Source organism: Ruegeria discodermiae, from assembly GCF_030758345.1.
In the GTDB taxonomy this organism is placed as follows: Bacteria; Pseudomonadota; Alphaproteobacteria; order Rhodobacterales; family Rhodobacteraceae; genus Ruegeria_C.
The window spans coordinates 21,089-41,980 of sequence record NZ_JAVAMO010000008.1; the positions used below are offsets into that span (position 1 = coordinate 21,089).

Below are 20,892 nucleotides of genomic sequence, written 5' to 3' on the forward strand. Positions count from 1 at the left end.
TGGGGCCGGAGTCTTGCTTTTTGACGACTTCGTTTCCGATAATCGCTTCCCACGGGCGCATGTGCCGAAAGAGCCATGCCTCGTTATCTTTGGGAGGAGATAGCATGAGTGAAGCCGTTGCGGTTCACCATGGTGCGTTTGGGAGGGCGGCCCTTTATGAATTGGATCGTCCGTTCGTCACCCATGCACATCGTGAAGGCCACCTGATTTTTTACGTCGATGGGAGCAGGGCCAAGGTCCAGGTGGGCGACACCTTGATGCGGATAGACGACGCCCATGCTGCGGCTGTCAGCCCTTGGGAACCGCATAATTTCGACGGCGTAGCCTGTGACAATCCGTGCTTGTGCCTGGTGATGTATATCAAGCCAATGTGGTTTCTTGAAAACTGCAAAACCGCGCAAGGCGTACTGGATTTTGGTCATCCGGTCGTAAAGGTGAACGACGAGATCAGGCTCTGGATTTTGCGGCTTACCTCGCTGTTGCTTGAACCAGAAGATACGGAGGCGATGGACGGGTATCTGTTTGAAATGACACGTATCTGCTATGATCAAAGCTGGGCGAGAAGCAAAAGTAGTACGCCGCTTGTGCGCCTGAAATCCCGATTCAGTGACTTTCGTGTTCGCCGTAGCTTGCGCCTGATGCAAGAGAATTTTGCCGAAGAAATGCAGATGGATGACCTTGCCCGGAAGGTCGGCCTGTCGCGCCCGCATTTCTTTAAGCTGTTCAAAAGGCAGATGGGTATCACACCGAACCTGTTTCTAAATACACTTCGCGCGGAACACGCAATCTCCGAGCTCTTGACGACCGAGAAAACTGTAACTGATATCGGTCATGATCTGGGCTTTTCGTCGCAAGCCAGCTTTACCCGGTTCTTTGCATCCAATGTCGGCATCCCGCCAAGTGAGTATCGACGGGTGGCCCACAAAACGTGACCGCGTTTTCCGATGCGGGGTGAAGTGAGGAGACTGAGGGGTATGCCGATTCGCTGACCGCTCTTCTAGCCTTCTTAAAGGATGAAACCGGGCAAATACGATCCGGACATCCGCTGGGAGGGCACCAGGAATGGCAACTTACTGCTGTGCAGACGATGTGGAACTGCACGTGCCGGTGGCGCGATGAGGCAATTCGTTGACAGACATCCGATCTGGTCAATCGTTCTGTTTGTGGTTGCAGCGATCCTATTGTGGATGATCTTTGCGGTCTGGCCCGATTGGCTGAAGGACCTTATCGGTCGCAAGAAAGTATTTTTGAACGCCTTGTTCAACGGCATAACACTGGGAGGCCTCTACTTTCTGGTTGCCAGCGGCTTTACCCTGATTTTCGGCCTGATGCGCAATGTGAATCTGGCGCATGGATCTCTTTATTTGCTGGGCGGTTATATCGGTTTCATGACCGCCGAAATCACTGGGTTCTGGCTTTTGGCCTTTCCAGTGGCGTTCATCGTTGTCGGAGCATTGGGCGTGCTGTTGCAGATTTTTGTGTTCCGCCGGATGGAGGGGCAGGATCTGCGTCAGACGCTGGTCACGATCGGCATTTCGATCGTAATGGCGGATCTGATGCTCTGGGCCTGGGGTGGCGACTTCTACAACATCACGCCACCAGATTGGCTGAGCGGCCCGATGAGCACCTTCTTTGTGACCTCGGTCAAACGATCAGGCGAGTTGGTCTATCTGAAGTACCCCTTTGTGCGCATCGTGATCTTTGCAGCCTCGATTGTAGTTGGTGTCGGCATGTGGTTGCTGCTCAACCGCACCCGGATCGGAATGCTGATCCGTGCGGGCGTGGATGATCGCGACATGCTGTCGGCCACCGGTGCGCGCATTCAATTGGTCTTTGTCGCGGTCTTCGCTTTTGGAGCAGGGCTTGCAGGCGTCGCTGGCGTAGTTGGCGGCACGTTTCAATCGGTTGCGCCGGGTGAAGACGTGCGGTTTCTGCTGGCTTCACTCGTGGTTGTGATTGTTGGCGGCATGGGCTCGATCTCTGGCGCTGCGATTGGTGCTCTGCTGATCGGCCTCGCCGAGCAATTTGGCTCGGTCTACTTTCCGACATATGCCGTCGTCCTGACATTCCTCATCATGGTGGTCGTGCTTGCCTTTCGCCCCCAAGGCCTGATGGGGAGAAGCTGAGCAATGGCGGTGATCGAGGATAAGATAGGGGCCGTGGCAATCGAACCAAAAACGTGGTTCGAACGGATACCGGCCGCCTATTGGCTGGTCGGGTTTGTCTTGCTTGTCATGCCCACCTTCGCCTCGAACTTCGTGCTGTTCCAGATTTTCGGTTGGACCTTCATTCTGGGAATCATTGCTCTCAGTTTGATGTTTCTGGGCGGCTATGGCGGTATGGTCAGCATGGCGCAGATGACCATCGCAGGCTGCGCGGGCTATATGATCGCCATCTTCGGGTCCAGCGCGATCACCGGCATTTCGATGGGTTGGCCATGGTTTGTGGCGATTCCCTTCGCGTTGATCATTGCCGTCTTGCTGGGCACGCTGATCGGTTGGTTGGCGGTGCGCACCGAAGGCATCTACACCATCATGATCACGCTGGCGATTGCCGCCGCCTTTTTCTACTTCACCCGGCAAAACTATGTTATTTTCAACGGGTTTTCCGGTTTCAACGGTGTACTGCCGCCGCAGCTTTTCGGCGTCGACTGGCGTGGTCCGATTGCGTTCTACTACCTGACATTGTTCTGGGCCGCTCTGTGCTACTTCGCGGTGCTTTACATCTCGCGGGCCCCCTTTGGCCTCGCGCTGCAAGGCGTGCGCGACAACCAGCGCCGCATGTCCGCTCTGGGCTACAATGCGACGGCGCATCGGGTGGCCGCCTATGCCTTTGCCGCGCTGCTCGCTGGGATCGGGGGCATTCTTCTCACTTGGCAATCGGCCCAGATTTCGCCCGGCACTGCAGGCATCGGGCCAGCCATCGACATTCTGGTTGTGGCGGTGATCGGCGGGATGCGCCACCCGATCGGGGCCTTCATCGGAGCCTTCATCTACGTAATCCTTAAGACTTTTGCACTCGATGCGCTGGTCGCTTTGGGCCTGTCGGGTGAGCGGTTTCAGTTGCTGATCGGTCTTGGCTTTCTGGTCATCGTGTTCTGGTCTCCCGATGGCATCCTCGGCCTGTGGGAAAAGTGGAAGGAAAGCCGAAACAAAGACCCGCTGGTCGATCGCGGAGGGGATGCGCCATGAATGCGCCTGTCTCTGTTTCGGAACGGCTCAACGCGACCGGCACGGCCAATGCGCTGGAGTTGCGCGGCGTTTCGAAACTATTTGGTGCGCTGGCGGCCCTGCAGGACATCAACATTTCTGTTAAGCCCGGCGAACGCCGCGCGGTTCTGGGCTCGAACGGGGCGGGAAAGACAACCCTCTTTAACTGCATCACCGGGGATTTTCTGGCGACCTCCGGCAGCATTCGGTTTTTTGGCGAGGATATCTCGGCCTTTCCACCGCATGAGCGCATCCGGCGGGGTCTGCGCCGTACCTATCAGATTTCGCTTTTGTTCACCGGGCTCAGCGTGCGCGACAACATTTATCTTTCCTGTGTGGGCGTATCGCGCAGCCGTTTTTCCTTCTTGCGTCCTCGGCGCAACGACGCGCTGGTCGCTGCCGCCGATAACCTGGTGGACATGGTCCACCTCTCGGATGAGCGCGACACGATTGTCTCGAACCTGTCCTATGGCCAGCAGCGACAGCTTGAAATTGCCGTGGCACTGGCCGGAGCACCCCGCTTCATCCTGTTTGACGAACCTGCCGCCGGATTGTCGCCCACCGAACGGCGCGAACTGGTCGAGATTCTGAACGGTCTACCCGGCCATATGGGGTACATCATCATCGAACATGACATGGATGTTGCCCTGCGCGTCGCCGAAAGCGTGACGATGATGCATAACGGACAGATCTTCAAAGAAGGCAAACCCGCCGAGATCGAAGAAGACCCCGAAGTTCAGGCGCTTTACCTGGGAGGAGTTGATGGCTGAGCGCGGCGGCCCTCCGGCGCTGGAAGTGCGCGATCTGAATGTCTATTACGGGCATTCCCATGCGCTTCAGGGGGTTGATCTGCGGCTGGGGCGCGGTGTTCTGTCCGTGGTCGGACGCAACGGGATGGGCAAGACCACCTTGTGTCAGGCGATCATGGGGCTAGTCCCGGTCGCATCAGGCGACATTTCGTTTGGCGGTCAGTCGCTCGTGGGAAAGACCCCGGCTGAAATTGCCCGTCTCGGGGTCGGATATGTTCCACAAGGTCGGCGGTTGTGGCGGTCTTTGACGGTTGATGAGCATTTAAGACTTGTCGCCAAACGGGATGCCGCCTGGAGCGTTGAGCGCATCTATTCGACCTTCCCGCGTCTGGCAGAACGCAAATCCAATGGCGGCGCGCAATTGTCTGGTGGTGAACAGCAGATGCTGGCGATTGCCCGTGCACTGCTGCTGAACCCGAAGCTGCTGGTGATGGATGAGCCGACCGAGGGGCTCGCCCCAGTAATCGTGCAACAAGTCGAAGATATGCTGGTCCGGCTGGGTCAGGAAGGCGACATCGAAGTTCTGGTGATCGAACAGAATATCGGCGTCGCCTGCGCCGTGGCCGAAAGCGTCGGCATCATGGTCAACGGTCAGATCGACCGTATCATGGATAGCGGGGTTCTCGCTGCTGACCGCGACTTGCAGCAGGCAATGCTTGGCGTTGGCCGACATGCCCATGATGAGACACCCGACGCCACGCCGCAACGCGAGGCGAAGGGGGAAGAGCAGCACCGCGGCGCAGTCACCCGCATATACATGTCCAACCCATCGACGCCAACGCGCTGGTCGCGGCATGTGCCCGTGCGAATTATCGAAGGTACCGCTAGGACGGTGACGCCCGCCCCTGCTGCCGTCTCCTCTGCAGGAGCCACCATTTCTGTTCAGCCTCGTCAGCGGGGCGCTGGCACGATCCTCGTCTGCGGGACACTCGACACCAAAGGCCCCGAGCTGCGCTTCATGCGTGACATTATTCGGGCCGAGGGGCTGGCGGTACGGCTGGTCGATCTGTCTACCTCGGGGAAACCGTCCGGGGCTGAAGTGCCACCTCATACCGTTGCCGGGTTTCACCCGCGCGGGGTCAGTGGGGTCTTTACCGGAGATCGCGGCACGGCGGTGGCCGGGATGACGCTGGCCTTCGAACGCTGGATGGCACACCAGCATGATGTGGCCGGTGTGATCGGCGCGGGTGGTTCGGGCGGAACAGCTTTGGTCGCGCCTGCTTTTCGTAGCCTGCCTGTCGGTATCCCCAAGATGCTGATCTCGACCGTCGCCAGCGGCAATACCGAGCAATATGTCGGACCGTCGGACATCACCATGATGCACTCGGTTGCCGATGTGCAGGGCATCAACTCGATCACGCGTGAGGTGCTTGGCAACGGTGCACATGCGTTGGCTGGCATGGTCAAGGGGCGGCGGTTGGTGCAGCCCCATCATATCGACAAACCAGCGGTCGGGATGACCATGTTCGGGGTGACGACACCTTGCGTGCAGATGGTCTCGCAAGCGATCGAAGAAGACTATGACTGTCTGGTCTTCCATGCCACCGGAACCGGTGGGCGGTCGATGGAAAAGCTACTGGATAGCGGCATGCTGAGCGCCGTTCTCGACCTGACCACAACCGAGATCTGCGACATGGTGGCAGGCGGCGTATTTGCAGCGAACGAAGATCGCTTTGGTGCCTCGATCCGCGCAGGGCTGCCTTATATCGGTGCCTGCGGCGCGCTCGACATGGTGAATTTCAACGCCCCCGAAACCGTGCCCGCCCGATACCGGGACCGGCTGTTCTATGAACACAACCCCCAGATCACCCTGATGCGCACCACGGCCGAGGAAAACACCCGGATGGGGCGCTGGATCGGAGAGAGACTAAACGAGATGTCCGGGCCTGTGCGCTTTTTCCTGCCCGAGGGCGGCGTGTCGCTGCTAGATGCCCCTGGTCAGGCGTTCTGGGACCCCGAGGCCAATGCCGCGCTTTTCAGAGCGCTGGAAGAAACCGTGCGCCAGAATTCCACCCGTCAGTTGGTGCGGGTGCCCCATAACATCAACGATCCCGAATTTGCGGATCTTGTCGTTCAAACCTTCCGGACATTCCACGGCGGTGCCCGGCGCAAAACCTCAGGAGAGTAAGCCATGTATGACCGCTCTGAACTGATGGCGAAATATCGCAAGATGGTGGCCGAGGGTGAGCCGATCATCGGCGGTGGTGCCGGTACGGGCCTGTCCGCAAAATGCGAAGAGGCAGGCGGCATTGATCTGATCGTAATCTACAATTCCGGTCGCTATCGCATGGCCGGGCGCGGATCTCTGGCCGGGCTGATGCCTTATGGCGATGCCAATGGCGTGGTGATGGAAATGGCGGGCGAGGTTCTGCCCGTGGTCAAGAACACACCGGTTCTTGCCGGTGTCTGCGCCACCGACCCGTTTCGCCTGATGGACAAGTTTCTGGACGACGTGAAAGCCGCCGGCTTTTCGGGCGTGCAGAACTTTCCGACCGTAGGGCTGATCGACGGCAATTTCCGGTCCAATCTGGAAGAAACCGGCATGGGGTATGACCATGAGATCAACATGATCGCCATGGCCCATCAAAAGGACCTGCTGACGACGCCCTATGTGTTTTCCGAAGAAGATGCTGAAGCGATGGCGAAGGCCGGTGCCGACATCATCGTCGTGCATCTTGGCCTGACGACCGGGGGCAGCATCGGGGCAGAAACGGCCGTCACATTGGACCAGGCCCCGGCGCTGACAGATGCCTGGGCCGCGGCGGCTTTGGCGGTAAATTCGAATGCCATCGTGTTGGTGCATGGCGGACCGGTCGCCACCCCCGAGGACGCCGATTACGTCCTGAAAAATTCCAAAAACTGCCACGGCTTCTATGGCGCCTCCTCGATGGAGCGTCTGCCGACCGAGGTCGCTTTGACCGCCAAGACAGCGGAATTCAAGAGGATCGGCCGCTAAGGCCGAAAGGAGGAACACAAGATGACCGGGCAAATCATCGGACAATTGATCCTGTGGCTGATCGTTGCAGTGATCGTGATCTTTATCCTCTACTGGGTGATGCATTGGCTCTACCGTCGTTCGACCAAAGAGGTTGCCTTTGTCCGGACAGGTTTTCTTGGTGAAAAAGTTGTCATTGATGGTGGCGCCTTTGTCTGGCCGATCATTCACGACATCACGCCGGTCAACATGAACTCGATGCAACTGGCGGTAACGCGGGACCGTGATGATGCGCTGATCACCAAGGACCGGATGCGCGTTGATGTGGATGCTGAATTTTATGTCCGCGTCGCCCAGACTGCGGATGCCGTTAGCCTCGCTGCTGCTACGCTGGGTCGCCGCGCGCTGGAACCGGAGCGGCTGCATGCCTTGCTCGAAGGTAAATTCGTCAGCGCAATGCGCACGGTCGCCAGCGAAATGACGATGGAAGAGCTGCACGAGAACCGAAACGACTATGTTGCCCGCGTTCTGGATGCCGCGCAGAGTGGGTTGGACAAGAACGGTCTGGAACTGGAAAGCGTCGCCGTCACCGATATCGACCAGACGGATATCGAGTATTTCAACCCGTCCAATACCTTTGATGCCCAAGGCCTGACCAAAGTCATCGAGTCAATCGAAGAGCGCCGCAAACTGCGCAACGACATCGAGCAAGATGCGATGATCCGCATCCGCGAGCGCAATCTTGAAGCTGAAAAGCAATCGCTGGATATCGAGAAGGAAAGCGAACAGGCCCGGCTGGAACAGGAACGCGAGATCGAATTCCGCCGCGCTCAGCAAAAGGCGGAATTGGCCCGTGAGCGCTCGGAACGCGAGAAGGAGGCGGAACAGGCGACGCTGTCGTCACGTGAGGCCATCGAGACAGCGCGGATTTCCAACGAACATCAGATCGCCGAAGCCCGTATTGCCTCCGAACGTGACATCCGTCAGCAAGAGATCGAGCGTCAGAAAGTCGTGGATGAGGCTGAAATCTCGACCCGCGAAGCCATCGAAAAAGCCCGAATAGGCCAGGAAAAAACACTGACCTCGGAGCGGATCAAAACCAAGAAAGAAACCGACGCGGCCGAGATCGCAGCAAATGAGGCCATCGAAAAGGCCCGTATCGCGCAGGAAAAGGCCGTCACCGAAGCGCGAATTTCCAAGGATCGTGAAACTCAGGCGCAGGAAATCGAGCGTCAGCGCATCGTGGACGAGGCCGATATCTCTGCCCGCGAGGTGGTCGAACGTGCCCGGATCGCGCAGGAAAAGGTCATTACAGAAGAACGGATCGCCCTTGATCAGGCGACCAAAGAACGTGAAATCGCGCGCAATCTGGCTGTGCAGGAATCCGAAATCGCCAGCCGCGAGGCTGCCGAGAAATTGCGGATCGCTCAAGAGAAGACCGTAAATGCGGAACGCATCGCCTCAGATCGCGATACACGCGCGCTTGAGATCGAGCGCCAGAAGGTGCTGGAAGAAGCAGAGATAGCCTCGCAGCAAGCCACCGAGGCCGCCCGTATTGCGCGTGAAAAGACGCTCAGCGCCGAACGGATATCAGCCGAGCAGGCCACCCGTGCGTTAGAAATCGAACGGCAGAAAACACTGGATGAAGCGCAGATCGCCGCCGCGGAGGAAACCTCAAAATCACGGATCGCGCAGGAAGAGCGTGTGCGCGCGCTTGAGATTGCCCGCAATCAGGCGGTGGACGAGGCCGAGATTGCCAGCCGTGAAGCGGTGGAAAAAGCCCGCATCGCGCAAGACAAGCAGGTCGCCTTTGACCGCATCGCTGCCTCGGAAGCCACCGAAGAGCGCGAGGTGCAAAAAGCCGCTGCATTGGATGCCGCCCAGATCGCCGCAAAAGAAGCGACCGAGGCCAAGCGCATCGCACAGGAAAAGGCCACCACGGCCGAGCGGATTGCCTATGAAAAAGAAACCCGTGAGTTGGAGATCGCACGCAACCGTGCTGTGGAAGAGGCTGAGGTTGCCTCGACCGAGGCCGTTGATGCGGCGCGCATCGCCAAAGAGGCCAAGCTCGCCCTGAAGCGGATCGAAAGCGAAGAGCGTACCCGCGAGCGGGACGTCGCCCGCGCGAAAGCGGTGGAAGAGGCCGAGATTGCCAAGGCCGAAGCCACCGAAGCTGCACGTATCGCCAAGGAAAAGAAGGTTGCAGCAGAGCGTATCGCTTATGAGCAGGACCTGCGTGAACGCGAGATTGCCCGCAACCGCGCCGTTGATGTCGCCAACATCTCGGCTCAGGAGGAGGTCAGCGCCGCCCGCATTTCAGAAGAGATCAGAACGCGGGCTGCCGAAATCGCCAAGGATACCGAGGTTCGGTCACGCGAGATCGAAAAGGATGAGGCAATTGAAGCGGCCGAGATCAGTTCGCGCCGTCTGGTCGAAAGTCAACGCATTGAGAAAGAGGCAGATACCAGCGTCGACAAGATCGCGCGGGACAAAAAGATCCGCAGCCTCGAAATCGAACGCAACAAGGCGCTGGACGCCGCCCAGATCGCTGCGGACGAAGCCATCGAAGCCGCCAAGGTTGCCAAGGAGAAAACGGTCGACGCCGAACGCATCCTTGCCGAGCAAGAGCTCGACGCAAAAAAGCTGGAACGCAAAAAGATGTTGGAGCAGTTGGAGATTGCCCGAGTTCAGGCGCTGCGCGAGGCCGAGATTGCCAGCCAGGAAGAGGTCGAGCGCGCTCAGATCGCCTCGGAACGCGGATTGGACGATGCCCGGATCGGACACCAAACCGAACGCCGCAAGCTGGAGATCGAGCGCGAAAAGACAGTCGAAGAAGCGGCGATGGACAAGGCCATCACGCTCTATCAGAAGTCGCTTGAGGAAAGTGCGGCAGCAGCAGAGGCCGATGTTGCCCGCGCCCGAGCGGCCGAGGCTGCTGAAAAGGTTGTCACCGCCAAAGAGACAGAAGAGGCCGCGCGCCGCAAATCAGTCGATGTGGTCTTGGCCGAGAAGGAAGCAGCAGAGAAACGCATCGCCGCCGAGGCCGAACAAGTTCGCGCTGCTGTCGAGGCCGAGGCCCAGAAGCTTATCAATGAAGCCGAGAACGTGCTTACCGACGCGGCCCGCCACTCACTATTCAAGCGCAAGATGCTGGAACATGTCGAGGGTATCGTCGCCGCGAGCGTCAAGCCGCTGGAGAAGATCGACGAGATCAAGATCATGCAATTGGGCGGCAACGGCACAGCCGGTCTGGGCATGGGCAATGGCGGGTCAGGAGGATCCGGCAGCGGTGCTGGCGACGGCGGCAGCCCTACCGACGAGGTGATCAACTCGGCCCTGCGCTATCGCGTTCAGGCCCCGATGATCGACAGCTTACTGTCGGATATCGGCGTCAATGGCTCGAACCTGGCGAAATCCAGCGTTTTGCGGGATGCGCAGGATCTGGCCCGCGCCGGGAATGAGGCCAAACGGTTGAAAGGCCAGGGTGACGGTAAGTCAAACGAGGGGAAGAAATAGATGCCGCGTGTCTACGTATCCTCTGTGATTGACGCCAGCGCTGCAAAGGTCTGGGAACGGGTTCGCGACTTTAACGCCCTGCCTCGCTGGCATCCGCGCATTCGGGAGAGTCGGATCGAAGATGCGCTGCCCTCGGACAAGGTTGGCTGCATTCGCAACTTCAACCTGCAGAACGGCGACAATATCCGCGAACAACTGGTTGGTCTCTCCGATTATGACATGTTCTGCAGCTACTCGATGCTAGAGGGGCCAATGCCGTTGTCGGAGTATGTGGCCACGCTGCGTCTGACGCCCATCAGCGATGGGGACCGCTGTTTCATCGAATGGTCTGCCGAGTTCGAATGCGACCCTTCAAACGAAGAGGATCTCGTAAACGGCATCTCAACCAATGTGTTTCAGGGCGGCTTTGACGCGTTGAAGCGGCATTTCGGGGGTTGAGATGGTCCGGGTGGTTCGTAGCACCGTTCTGGACGCCCCAGTCGAGGCGGTTTGGCAGGTCATTCGCGACTTCAACGGGCATGACCAGTGGCATCCTGCCGTGGCCAGCAGCCACATCGAACGGGGCAATGCCGCTGACCGCGTCGGCTGTGTGCGCTGCTTCCGTCTGGAAGACGGCTCGGAACTTCGCGAGCAGCTTTTGACGCTTTCGGATATAGAGCAAAGCTTCAGCTACTGTCTGCTCGACACCCCGATCCCGCTGTTCAACTACGTTGCCCATTGCTGCCTTTTCCCGGTCACCGACGGGGATCGCACGTTTTGGGAGTGGGAAAGCCGTTTCGACACTCCTGCCGGACAGCAAGAGGAACTGGCGACCATGGTTGGCGACAATATCTACAGCGCCGGATTCAACGCGATCCGCAGCCATATGGGTCTGGAGGCAGCATGAGCATCACGGTCGAAACCTACGCAACCCTTGCCGAAGCGACGTCAGCCATGCGGGACAAAACGCAGTTCCTGGGGGGTGGAACGATGGTTGTGCGCGGCATCAACTACGGCGCGCAGGATTACAACCGCGTGGTGCGCAGTACCGATGCCGCTCTGCGGGGCATCCGCAACGAAGGCAACCAGATCAGCATCGGTGCAGGCGTCACGATGTCTCAGATCATGGCGTCCTCCAGCACCGATTTTCTGGCCCCGGTGGCGCGGTTGGTCGGCGGCCCGGCAATTCGCAATATGGCGACCGCTGGGGGCAACTTGTTCGTTCGTCCACCTTACGGCGATTTCGGAACTGCCCTGCTGGCGCTGGATGCCAATGTACAAATGTCGGACGGCCAGAGTCTTCCGATTGAGAGGTTTTACGCCCAGCGAGACAGCCAGCGCGGCATCGTTGCGGCCATTCTGCTGCCTCGGCCCGCGCATGGGGTATTCCGGTTTCGCAAGGTCACCCGAACCAAACCCAAAGGAGCATCCGTGTTGTCAATCGCCGCTACCTTGCCAGGTGGCAGCCGCATCACCGAAGCGCGCATTGCGTTTGGCGCTATGGGGCCAACACCGCTGCGCGCCAAGGAGGCCGAACAGGCGCTAGAGGGCGCAAGCCTGGATGCAACCGGCATCCAGCGCGCGTTGGATACCTGTCTGAACGGGCTGGACCCGAGCGACGACTCCCTTGCGTCGGGCTGGTATCGGCGCGCGGTCGCGCCTGTGCATTTGCGCAGGCTTTTGCTGGGTAAGGAGAGTTGAGATGACCAAATCCCCGGTCCAATTCACCCTGAACGGCACCGAAACCGGCGTTTTCGTTAATGGCGGCGCCAACCTGCTAGACGTAATCCGGCGCGAGGCTGGCGATCTGGCGCCGAAACTGGGCTGTGCCCAGGGCGGGTGTGGAGCCTGCACCGTCATGATTGACGGTGAAACCCATCTGGCATGTCTGACTTTGGCGGAAACCGTGGAGGGCAAACGTGTGGAGACCGCGACCAGCCTTGCAAATGGCCCGCAACTGCACCCGCTACAAAAGGCCTTTGTCGAAGGGTTTGCTGCCCAATGCGGGTTCTGCACACCCGGCATGCTGATGGCCGCCAAGGCCCTGCTGGACGCAAACCCGTCGCCCACGCGTGAACAGGTGACGGAGGCAATCGCAGGCAATATCTGCCGCTGCACCGGATATGAACCGATCATCAACGCCATCCTGACCGCCGCCGCCGAACTGCGCGGGAGGATCAGCGCATGAGCAGTATCGAGTTCCGAAAAGACCTGTTCGCAGATGAGCGTGACGACGATCTGAACGAGATCGGCAAACCGACAATCCGGCAGGATATCATCGGCCATGTCACGGGACGGACCAGATTTTACGACGATTATCTGTTCGACGGTCTGTTGCACATGCGTTGTGTCCGGTCGCCCCATCACCATGCCCGTATCCGTTCAGTGGATTTTTCGGCGGCAGAGCGTATGCCCGGAGTGCGCCGGATCATCCGGCCGCAGGACGTGCCGCACAATATAAATACATTGTTGTCGCTGATCAATTTCGGGCGCGATGATGAACAGTTACTGAGTACCGACAAGGTTTCTTATATGGGCGAGCCGATATTGGCGATTGTAGCCGAGACCGAGCGTCAGGCCCGTGATGCGGTGCACGCTGTGCGCGTGGACTGGGAAGAGCTGCCCCACGTGCTGGATGTCGAAGAGGCACTGATACCGGATGCGCCGGTCGTGAATCCAGAATATCCGAACAACACCTTCGACTATCACGCCCTCTACGACCACCAGAAACTGCGCTTTGGCGATGTGGAAGCTGCAATCGAAAAGGCAGACTTCGTCGTCGAGGGTGAATACCAGATGTCACCCATCGAACAGGCTCCGGTGGAAACTTGTGGGGCCATCGCTGCACCGGAACAGAATGGCCGTTTCGTCTGCCACACCTCGACGCAGGCGCTGTTCTTTTCTCTTGGAACCACGGCCAAGCAGTTGGACATGCCGTCATCCCGCCTGCACTTCATCGGCGGCACAGTCGGTGGTGGTTTTGGCGGCAAGGTCGACAGCCATCACGAACCGCTGGCGGTTCTGGGCGCTGTCTTGACCGGATCCCCGGTGAAATACACTTGGGATCGAACGGAAGAGATGCGGGTTGGTGCCCCACGGGGCGCCGAGCGGTGGCGGCTGCGCGATGGGGTGATGCGGGACGGGCGGATCGTCGCGCGTGAATTCACCGGCTTCTTTGACAGCGGCGCCTACACCCGGCTGTCTTCTTACGCCATCATCAAGGGTTCCGGCCACTTGCCCGGACCATACACAATCCCAAATGTCGCCTCGAACGTCTATTGCGTCTACACCAACCGCACGCCCGCCACAGCGATGCGCGGCTTTGGCATTACCGGCGTCGATTTTGCGATCGAATGCCATATGGACAAGGTGGCCGAAACGGTTGGGATGAACCCGATCGAATTGCGCATTCTGAACGCCTATCGCGACGGGGATATGAAGGCCCACCGCCGGTTGGCCAAGAACACTGCCTTGATCGAATGCTGTCAGGTTGCGGCGCAAAAAGCCGGGGTACCACTGTCCGCAGAGGCATCAGCCGCCAAAAGCAGCGAAGGCGGCGGGATAGGAGAACGCGCCGATATCCCCGAGACCATCACCGACGATATGGGCCGTATTGGCGACCGGCGGCAGCGAGAGATACCAACCGAGCCTTTTGGTGGGGCGACCAATCGCGGTCGCGTTCCCGCGGGCACGCGCGGCGAAGCCGTGGTCGCAGCCGAGGTGCAGGATCCCGAAATGCAGATCGATCCGACCCGGATCGGTCATTCGGTTTCGCAAGCCGCCGGGACAGCCGCGCCGGTTGAGCCGCCGCGCCCTGTACAACCGACTCCACCGCCAATACCTACGCCGCAACCGTTGACACCCCCTCCCGCGCCTGTCCCGGCCGCCCCGCAACCAACGCGACCACAATCGGCTTTTGCCGACCCAACGGAAGCGTCGCCCGCTCAGTCTACACCGTATCGCCCGGACAAACCCTTTCAACGCGGTGTGAAACGGCCCGGTGTATCCAGTTTCATCTCCGGCACGAGGAGGCGTTGAGATGACCGTTCACAAAGGTCGCGGCTTTGCCTGCATCAACTACCCTATCGGCATGAATCTGGGCGGCGACCCAAGCCAGGCGCTGGTTCACGCGACGCCGGATGGAAAGTTCATGGTGACGCTCTCGGCCATCGATCTGGGCCAGGGCATGAAATCCGTCACCCGTCAGATCGCAGCCGAGGCGCTTGGGGTGCCCATCGCGGATGTCTATGTCGACACCGCCGACAGCGATACCGGGCCGCATGATATGGGCAGCTTTGCCTCGCGCGGCACGCATCGGATGGGCAATGCAGTGATCCGCGCCGCAACCGAAGCGCGACGCGCCATGCTGGATGCCGCCGCCGATGAGCTTGAGGTCAATGCCAGCGACCTGGAAACCGACGGTCACGGCAATATCCAAGTCAAAGGCGCGCCCAGCCGCGCTATCACCATTGAGGACACGGCCATTGCCGCCCAATTCAAACAGGGACGCACTTTGTCGGGCCGCGGCATCTTTCTCATTCCTCCGTCCGAAGCCGATCCAAACACCGGCGAGATGTCCCCGGTAACCTGCTTTGCACATGCCGCACTGGTGGTTGATCTTGAGGTAGATGACGAGACCGGAGAGGTCACCGTGATCGAGATCAACTCAGCCTATGAAGTGGGCCGCGCACTGAATGAGAAGCTGGTCGAACAGCAGTTGATTGGCGGGGCTTGGATGGGGATCAGCCACGCGCTCTATGAAACCACAGAGCCTTACTACCCGGACCGCAGCCACGCTCCCGGCGATTTCGTCGAATACCTGCAACCTAGCCCCGGCGATGTCGCTACGCACAACATCGCGGTTCTGGAGCGCCCGGCCGAGGATGCCCCCTATGGCGGCAAGGGACCGGGTGAGATGTGTGCCAATCCGGTTCTCCCCGCGGTTGCCAACGCGATCTACGACGCCGTGGGTGTGCGCTGTGACAGGCTGCCGATCACGCCCGAAAAAATCCTGCGAGGCATTCAGAACAATGGCGGGGCGCAGCCCAAAGGGGCGCTCTGATCCATGCCCGTCCGCCCCTCGATATCCGGCATTTCCAGCCCAGCAGAGTTGCAGCACGCCCTGCAAGGCGCGCAATACTTGGCTGATGAGGGCCTCGCCACTGCCGCCTATCTGGCCTTGGCGCTGGGGAAACCTCTGCTGCTGGAGGGCGCGCCAGGTGTGGGCAAGACCGAAGCCGCCAAGGCCATCGCCGCCGTTGTGTCACGTGCGGTCACAAGGTTGCAGTGTTTCGAGGGGATCGACGCAGCCTCAGCCATTTGTGAATGGAACTATCCGCGTCAAATGCTGGCGATCCGGCAGGCGGGTGACAACTATCTCAATATTTACAGTGACGAGTTCCTTCTGGAACGCCCATTGCTGGCCGCTCTGCGCAGTCCGACAGATACGCTGCTGCTGATTGATGAAATCGACCGCTCGGACCATGAGTTCGAAGCCTTTCTGCTGGAATTCCTGTCCGATTTCTCGATTTCGATCCCCGAGACTGGAACCATCCGCGCCCAGCAGCATCCCATCGTTGTGCTGACCTCGAACCGAACCCGGGACCTGCACGAGGCTTTGCGGCGGCGCTGCGTTTATCACTGGATCGACTATCCCGACCCCGCGTTGGAAGCCGAGATCGTCATGGCGCGCGCGTCGAGCGTTGCGCAGGCCACCGCAGCAGCCGTGGTCTATGCGGTTGGCCGCCTGCGGCAGGAACCGCTGGCAAAGCCACCCGGTGTTGCGGAAGCCATCGAATGGGCCGAGGCCGCTACGCTGTTGCACAGTCAGGGCACCCCTTGGCCACAGGCCTTTCTGCGGTCTATCGGCGTGGCGCTCAAGGATCACGATGATCTGGTCTATATGCAACCCAACCTGGGCAGTGTTCTGCCGGGAGAAGCCGCGTGACCCTGCCCCAAGCCACATATCCCTTCGTCGAATTTCCTGCGATCCTGCGCCAGCACGGCTTTGCCGTGGCGCCGGACCAGACCATCGGCTTTATCGAGGCGGTCGGGCTGCTGGGTCCGCGCGGAATTTCTGATATTCACGCCGCTGGGCTAGCCATGTTGGCGATCCCACGCGAACGAATGGCCGAATACGACGCGTTGTTCCGTGCTTATTTTCTAGGGCAGGCCGTCAGCGCACCGGCATCGGGCGAGGACGACGAGGTTCTGGCCTATGAATCCGAGGGCGGTACGCAGGAGATCGACGTGCCTGAAGACGACGGCGACGTTGGCGGTAACGCGGTTGCAACCGAACGCCTGTTCCAGCGCCAATTCAATGAACAGGATGAGGATGCGGTGCTGCTCGGCTTTGTCCGACAGGCCCCGCATAGATTGCCACGGCGTCGATCCTATCGGTGGACACCATCGCGTCACGGGAACCGGCTGAATATGCGCCAAACCCTTCGCGAAGCCGTTCGACGCGATGGCGAGGTGTTCACACTGCCTCAGACGCGTCGCAAGACAAGGCAGCGCAGGATTGTCCTGCTGATCGACGTCTCTGGCTCGATGCAGGACCGGACCGACACTACCTTGCGCTTCGCCCATACGCTGGCTCAATCCGCTGACCGGTTCGAGGCGTTTACGCTGGGCACGCGCCTGACTCGCATCACGCCCGCGCTGAAGCTGTCACAGCAAAGCGAAGCTCTGGCTCGGATCAGCCGTATTGTGGCGGATTTCGATGGCGGCACCCGGCTCGGGGATGCGTTTGAAGCATACCTTTCGGTGCCCCGCTTTGCCGGATTCGCGCGTGGCGCAACGGTAATCGTTCTGTCCGACGGGCTTGAACGGGGCGCACCAGACGCAATGATCCGCGCGGTTCAGAAACTGTCCCGTCTGGCCTGGCGGCTGGAGTGGCTGAGCCCGTTGGCCAACGATCCAAACTACGAACCACGAACCGAGGCGTTGCAGGCCGTTCTTCCATGGCTTGACGGGTTTGGTGATGGCGCAGGGTTATCCGCGATTACCTCTCATGTCCTCAATCTTGAGGCCACGCCATGATCGACGCCCATCACCATATCTGGAAACAAAACGACCTGCCGTGGCTGCTGGGTCCAGAACAGCCGCGTATCTTCGGGCCTTACGCCGCGATCAAGCGGGACTATCTGATCGACGAGTTTCTGGCAGACATCAAGGGCACCGGGATCACCAAATCGGTCTATGTGCAGGCCAATTGGGCTCCTGACCAATTCGCAGATGAGGTAGCCTGGGTTCAGTCGGTGGCCGATCAACATGGCTGGCCGCACGGAATTGTTGGGTATGCGGATTTCACCGTCGAGGATGTGCGACCACAACTGGAGCGGCTGAAGAGCTTTCCGCTGATGCGGGGGATAAGGCAACAGTTTCACTGGCACGAGAACCCGCTGTATAGGTTCGCGTCGCGCCGCGACCTGCCTGCGGATGCCACAGTGCAGAATAACATCGCCAGTCTTGCTGACTATGGTTGGAGTTTCGATTTGCAGGTCTTTTCCGGGCAGATGGAGGACGCAAGCAAACTGGCCCGCGCCTGCCCGGATGTGACCTTTGTCCTGCAACATGCCGGGATGCTTGAAGACACCTCGGTTTTGGGCTGGGCCGCGTGGCGGGATGGTATGCGGCGTTTGGCCGAATGCGAGAACGTCGTCTCGAAACTCTCGGCTTTCGGAACGTTTATCCACCGTAACGACGCCGCTTTCATCAAAGAGATGATCATCGAAACCGAACAGATTTTTGGCGCGAGACGCTGTCTGTTCGGGTCGAACTATCCAATTGAGAAGCTTTGGACCAGCTATGGCGATCTATTCGCAGCCTTCCAATCCGGGGCCGCGCAGCTTTCGAATGCGGCGCAGAAGGCGATTTTTCACGACACCGCCCAGCGGGTGTACAGGCTTTAACCAACGTTGGGCCACGCGCCCGTGACATCAGGGAGTAGACAAAGATGGCATTGACAATTCATGTGCTCGATTACGGCGATATCGAGCTTGAAACCTCGTTTCTGGTGTTGGGCCACGAATGCGGTCGCGTTCGTCGCGTTCCGGTATATGGGTTCTTGATCCTCGGGGGCACGCACCCTGTTCTGGTGGATACCGGCTATCGTGACAATGCGATCATGGAAAGCCTCGGTATGCGCGGGCTGCAATTTCATGACAACATGATCGAAAACCAACTGGCCAAGCACGGGCTGAAACTGGGCGATATCCGCTATATCCTGCATACCCATTTGCACATTGACCACGCAGGCAAGGACGATTTGTTCCCGATGAACACGACGGTCTGCCTGAACCGGCGAGAAATGGAGTTTTCGGTCTCGGGCATCATGTATCCGCAATACCCCAAACCGGACATCAAGCATCTTGTTGACCGGATTTACGAGCCCGAGGCGATGCGGTTCCTTGATCTGGAAATCACTGGCGCCGAAGAGATCATTCCGGGTGTCTGGTGCGAACTGGCCGGAGCCCATACCGAAGGGTCAATGAACGTCATCGTGGAAACCGCCGAAGGGTTGGCGTGCATCTGTGGGGACGTGATTTATGACTTCAACGATCAGATCGTGAACCATGTGATGACCAACAACTTCATGGAACCGCGCGTCACGGGCAACCACTCAGGCAGCAAGCGCGAGGAAAAGGGCGCGATCAAGAAGCTGCTGAACAACTACACGTTCCTGCTGCCGGTGCATGACCGCCCGGCCAAGATCGAGAACCAGCAGGTTGTTGGCCGCCTTGGCATGTCCGTGCCGGGGCCAATGACCGAAAGCCTGCCCGCGCGGCAGTGGTTCCCCGCATAAACCGAACAGGCATTGAGGCAGGATTACCTCCCTGATCCTGCCGCAACCCCGAGGACAGAAATGATGCCGCACAAAGTCGTTGATCCCAGTTTTGTCTCTCTGATGGATGCGCATGCGCCCGTGAACCAACTCGGGTCGGGATTTACCTTCACGGAAGGCCCGATCTGGCATCCGGTGGAAAAGCACCTGCTGTTCTCGGACATGCCGGCAGATGTACGCCGACGCTGGACACCCGATGGACAGGTCAGCGAGGTCATGCGCCCCTCACACAAGGGCAACGGCATGACCTATGATGCCGATCTGAACCTGCTGGTCTGCGAACATGCCACCAGTTCGGTGACGCGGTTTCGTCACGATGGCAGGCGCGAGGTGCTGACCAGCCATTTCGAAGGCAAGGAACTGAACTCTCCCAATGACATCTGTGTCAACGCCAGGGGAGATGTATATTTTACCGATCCCACCTATGGCCGGATGGCCGGTTTTGGTGTCGAACGCCCGCTGCAACAGGGGTTTCAGGGTGTCTATATGCTGCCCGCCGGGCACAGGCCGGGTGATGAACCGATATTGGTCAGTGATCGCTACATGTTCACCCAGCCAAACGGGCTTTGTTTTTCGCCTTGCGAGCGCTTCATGTGGGTGAATGACACCGAGCAAACCAATATCCGCATGTTCGACGTGGCCCCCGATGGCCGCCTGACCAATGCCCGTATCTTTGCCAGCGGCATAAGCGAGGCCCGCCGCGAAGGTGTGCCGGATGGCATGAAAACCGATGTGAACGGGAACGTGTACGTGACGGCTCCGGGCGGTGTCTGGGTCTATTCCTTCCACGGCATCAAACTTGGCGAGATCGAAGTGCCCCAAAAGGCCGCTAATCTTCACTGGGGTGGCGACAATTGGGACAAGCTGTTCATCTGTGCCAGTACCGGGCTTTATTCCGTCCAGATGAAAACGCGGGGACATGTGGAACCCTTCATGGGACCGAAAGCGGACTTGCCGCAGGATTTGCCCGCTCAGCATGCAGCGGGATTGCGGGTCGACGCCAAGCGCACAGCGCTAATCATCCAGGACATGCAGAACGATGTGATCATCGACGGCGGCGCCTTTGCCGAGACCGGTTCTCCTGATCATGCACGGGAACAGAACGTTGTCGAAAACGCGCGCCGCCTGGCGGATGCCGCCCGCAAGGCGGGTGTGACGGTGATCCATGTCTGGCTGGTCTGCGAACCGGGCTATCCGGCCTTTCCGCAGAACTGCGCCTTGTTCAAAGGTCTGAAAGAGGCCGGTGCCCTGCAAAGGGGCACCTGGGGTGTCGCGCCCGCTGCAGGGCTGGAGGCGCAATCTGGCGATCTGGTCGTCGAAAAGATGAGTATGAGCGCCTGGCCGACCTCGCGGCTAGAGGCTCATCTGGCGAGCGCCGGCATAGATACCATCATCAACACCGGTGCTTGGACAAACATGAGCGTCGAACACACCGCCCGCACCGCCGCAGACAAGGGCTACCGCGTCATCTTGCCCGAAGACGCCTGTTCCACGATGAATGCGGACTGGCACAATGCCTCCATCAACTATGCGATGCAGAATGTCGCGGAGGTGACGGATGTGGACAGCGTAATCGCCGCATTGGGTTGAACGATGGGG

The 20,892-nt window shown here is 59.3% G+C and carries 18 protein-coding genes; all 18 read left to right on the forward strand.

Features of this window, described 5'->3' with window-relative positions; translation table 11 throughout:
* Window positions 1-104: 104 nt before the first annotated feature.
* Entirely contained in the window at window positions 105-932 is an 828-nt protein-coding gene (locus tag Q5Y75_RS16785) for a helix-turn-helix transcriptional regulator (protein ID WP_306199535.1), read from the forward strand.
* Window positions 933-1,115: 183 nt separating this feature from the next.
* Complete coding sequence (locus Q5Y75_RS16790; protein WP_306199537.1) at window positions 1,116-2,126, forward strand: branched-chain amino acid ABC transporter permease; 1,011 nt, start codon at window positions 1,116-1,118, stop codon at window positions 2,124-2,126.
* Between the two features lie 3 nt (window positions 2,127-2,129).
* Window positions 2,130-3,191 carry a branched-chain amino acid ABC transporter permease gene (locus Q5Y75_RS16795; protein WP_306199538.1) on the forward strand — a complete coding sequence of 354 codons (1,062 nt, stop codon included), beginning with the start codon at window positions 2,130-2,132 and terminating at the stop codon, window positions 3,189-3,191.
* Window positions 3,188-3,979: an ABC transporter ATP-binding protein gene (locus tag Q5Y75_RS16800; protein WP_306199540.1), complete on the forward strand. Its 792-nt coding sequence runs from the start codon at window positions 3,188-3,190 to the stop codon at window positions 3,977-3,979. Before Q5Y75_RS16795 ends, Q5Y75_RS16800 begins: the two co-directional genes overlap by 4 nt.
* A complete protein-coding gene (locus Q5Y75_RS16805) occupies window positions 3,972-6,146 on the forward strand; it encodes an ABC transporter permease (protein WP_306199542.1) in 2,175 nt (724 codons plus the stop codon). The genes Q5Y75_RS16800 and Q5Y75_RS16805 overlap by 8 nt, the downstream gene beginning before the upstream one ends.
* Before the next feature lie 3 nt (window positions 6,147-6,149).
* The gene (locus tag Q5Y75_RS16810) at window positions 6,150-6,974 is read left to right on the forward strand and encodes a phosphoenolpyruvate hydrolase family protein (protein ID WP_306199544.1); all 825 of its coding nucleotides are present in this window, start codon (window positions 6,150-6,152) and stop codon (window positions 6,972-6,974) included.
* A 21-nt stretch (window positions 6,975-6,995) separates the two neighbouring features.
* Window positions 6,996-10,469, forward strand: a complete 3,474-nt coding sequence (locus Q5Y75_RS16815) for a flotillin family protein (protein ID WP_306199545.1) — start codon at window positions 6,996-6,998, stop codon at window positions 10,467-10,469.
* Entirely contained in the window at window positions 10,470-10,907 is a 438-nt protein-coding gene (locus Q5Y75_RS16820) for an SRPBCC family protein (protein ID WP_306199547.1), read from the forward strand. It begins immediately after the preceding gene.
* A gap of 1 nt (window position 10,908) precedes the next feature.
* Window positions 10,909-11,355: an SRPBCC family protein gene (locus Q5Y75_RS16825; RefSeq protein ID WP_306199549.1), complete on the forward strand. Its 447-nt coding sequence runs from the start codon at window positions 10,909-10,911 to the stop codon at window positions 11,353-11,355.
* Window positions 11,352-12,149 carry an FAD binding domain-containing protein gene (locus tag Q5Y75_RS16830; RefSeq protein WP_306199550.1) on the forward strand — a complete coding sequence of 266 codons (798 nt, stop codon included), beginning with the start codon at window positions 11,352-11,354 and terminating at the stop codon, window positions 12,147-12,149. The genes Q5Y75_RS16825 and Q5Y75_RS16830 overlap by 4 nt, the downstream gene beginning before the upstream one ends.
* A 1-nt stretch (window position 12,150) precedes the next feature.
* Window positions 12,151-12,636 carry a (2Fe-2S)-binding protein gene (locus Q5Y75_RS16835; RefSeq protein WP_306199551.1) on the forward strand — a complete coding sequence of 162 codons (486 nt, stop codon included), beginning with the start codon at window positions 12,151-12,153 and terminating at the stop codon, window positions 12,634-12,636.
* Window positions 12,633-14,486, forward strand: coding sequence for a xanthine dehydrogenase family protein molybdopterin-binding subunit (locus Q5Y75_RS16840; protein ID WP_306199553.1), 1,854 nt, complete (start codon window positions 12,633-12,635; stop codon window positions 14,484-14,486). Before Q5Y75_RS16835 ends, Q5Y75_RS16840 begins: the two co-directional genes overlap by 4 nt.
* 1 nt (window position 14,487) lies before the next feature.
* Window positions 14,488-15,510, forward strand: coding sequence for a xanthine dehydrogenase family protein molybdopterin-binding subunit (locus Q5Y75_RS16845; RefSeq protein ID WP_306199555.1), 1,023 nt, complete (start codon window positions 14,488-14,490; stop codon window positions 15,508-15,510).
* Window positions 15,511-15,513: 3 nt separating this feature from the next.
* Window positions 15,514-16,395 (forward strand): AAA family ATPase, encoded by an 882-nt coding sequence (locus Q5Y75_RS16850; protein WP_306199557.1) that lies wholly within the window; start codon window positions 15,514-15,516, stop codon window positions 16,393-16,395.
* Window positions 16,392-17,489, forward strand: coding sequence for a vWA domain-containing protein (locus Q5Y75_RS16855; protein WP_306199559.1), 1,098 nt, complete (start codon window positions 16,392-16,394; stop codon window positions 17,487-17,489). The genes Q5Y75_RS16850 and Q5Y75_RS16855 overlap by 4 nt, the downstream gene beginning before the upstream one ends.
* Window positions 17,486-18,361: an amidohydrolase family protein gene (locus Q5Y75_RS16860; RefSeq protein WP_306199561.1), complete on the forward strand. Its 876-nt coding sequence runs from the start codon at window positions 17,486-17,488 to the stop codon at window positions 18,359-18,361. Before Q5Y75_RS16855 ends, Q5Y75_RS16860 begins: the two co-directional genes overlap by 4 nt.
* 44 nt (window positions 18,362-18,405) lie before the next feature.
* Window positions 18,406-19,254 (forward strand): N-acyl homoserine lactonase family protein, encoded by an 849-nt coding sequence (locus Q5Y75_RS16865; protein WP_306199563.1) that lies wholly within the window; start codon window positions 18,406-18,408, stop codon window positions 19,252-19,254.
* 63 nt (window positions 19,255-19,317) lie between these two features.
* Window positions 19,318-20,883: an isochorismatase family protein gene (locus Q5Y75_RS16870; RefSeq protein ID WP_306199565.1), complete on the forward strand. Its 1,566-nt coding sequence runs from the start codon at window positions 19,318-19,320 to the stop codon at window positions 20,881-20,883.
* Window positions 20,884-20,892 lie beyond the last annotated feature (9 nt).